General features: G+C 23.1%; 1 protein-coding gene. It reads right to left on the bottom strand.

Translation table 11 applies throughout. From position 1 onward, the window contains the following. Nucleotides 1–253: 253 nt before the first annotated feature. Nucleotides 254–628: hypothetical protein (locus H740_RS12155; protein WP_004322767.1), on the bottom strand; the 375-nt coding region annotated here is incomplete at its 5' end.

The raw sequence follows: 628 nt of genomic DNA, 5'->3' as shown, positions 1-628 counted from the left end.
AAACAATAAAAAATAATATATCTTATTAATTTTTTTTATACCAAGACTTGACGCATCGCCTACTCTTTTAAGTCTTTGCCCAGTTATAAATAAAATTATAAATACCACATAACAAAATATCACAAAACAAATAAAAAACAAGACAACAAAAATAGTTACTTCACTTAGCGGTTGCCAGCTAATAAACAAATTCCTAATACAAATATACGACAACCAAACAAATATAAAAAAATACAGTGGATGCAATAGTTTCTTACTTATTTTCATTCTTTAATATTCCTATTAGTAGCCATATAAAATATAATGCAGAAAAGTTAAGCAATACCCCCGTTTTTATCAAAAAGTATACATATTCTAATTCAAATTTTATAAACAAAAACGATAACATTGCATTGAATAAAAAAAGAAAAAACATAACCCATACAATTTTTTTAAAAAAATCAAGATAGAGTGCGATAGAAGATATTGTATTTATTGTAAAATAATTACCCAGTAAAATAGCCATGACCAAAGAATAGCAAACTATGTTGTCAAAATTATATATACTTGATACACCAAAAATAAAAAACGCAAACAAAAATAATAGTATAAAAAATATCTTATAATTATATAGTAACTTATTTTTAAA

The sequence above is a fragment of the Campylobacter showae CC57C genome (genome assembly GCF_000344295.2).
Lineage (GTDB): Bacteria > Campylobacterota > Campylobacteria > Campylobacterales > Campylobacteraceae > Campylobacter_A > Campylobacter_A showae_B.
Note: the sequence above shows the minus strand (reverse complement) of the source record. Positions and strands in the feature narration are given on the sequence as shown.